This window comes from Campylobacter sp. US25a (genome assembly GCF_004379075.1).
In the GTDB taxonomy this organism is placed as follows: Bacteria; Campylobacterota; Campylobacteria; order Campylobacterales; family Campylobacteraceae; genus Campylobacter_D; species Campylobacter_D jejuni.
On the sequence record NZ_RYYM01000068.1, the window covers coordinates 1 to 805 of the forward strand.

The window sequence follows — 805 nt, forward strand, 5'->3', positions numbered from 1 at the left end:
ATAAGCTTGAAAACAAACTAGATAGCTTTAAAAGAGAAGTTAGAACATATGTAATTATTCTTGCTGCTTTAATGTTTATTTTACAGCCCACAATTTTTGATTTAATTTTGTCTATCTTTAAATCATTTCTAAGACAATAAGGTTTTTAACTTTTACTTTCGTTAGTGTGTTTATCATTGAGATAATGAGCTACTAAAACCAATATGCCAAAAACGAGAGTGATAGCACCAATTAAAATAGCTATATTATAACCATCCATTTTTTCTCCTTTTTTCAAAAAAGTTCAATCTTTAAGAAAGATTGATGATAATGCAACTACCGTTAAAATTAGCAAACTTTCAATTAAAATAATAAAAGCTCTACTATCGCCTGTATTTATAAACAATCCTATGCCAATAGATTCCATGAATATTAAGATTGCTTTTGTGGGTATTTTTGTAAATATTACTATTTTTTTGAAAAAATCTTTCTTTTTTCTCCTTATCTTATAACAAAAAAATGCTAAAAGTCAAGGGATAAAATATCCCACCTTAGGGTTAAGTTACACTAGATTGTTTCTAGTGTGAGAGTATTATTTTAAGTGTTCTACAAACATAAAGTCCATTATTGCCCAAACACTTGAAATTATAGTAGCAATGCTAACAACACAAGCTCCTATAAGCCAATAGATTCCTTGTTGTTTTAATGAACTTACCGATAGTTTGATTTCGGCTTCAAGTCTTTTAATCTCAGAATAAAATAAGTTTTCAAGTCTTTTAATCTCAGATTGGAATAAATCCTTGCTAACCAACTCATTTCTTATTTG

Annotated in this window: 1 pseudogene; it reads right to left on the reverse strand. The window is 27.8% G+C overall.

Annotated elements, in window-relative coordinates:
- Nucleotides 1-571: 571 nt before the first annotated feature.
- Nucleotides 572-805: pseudogene (locus tag ELQ12_RS09765) on the reverse strand (hypothetical protein); the annotation flags it as partial.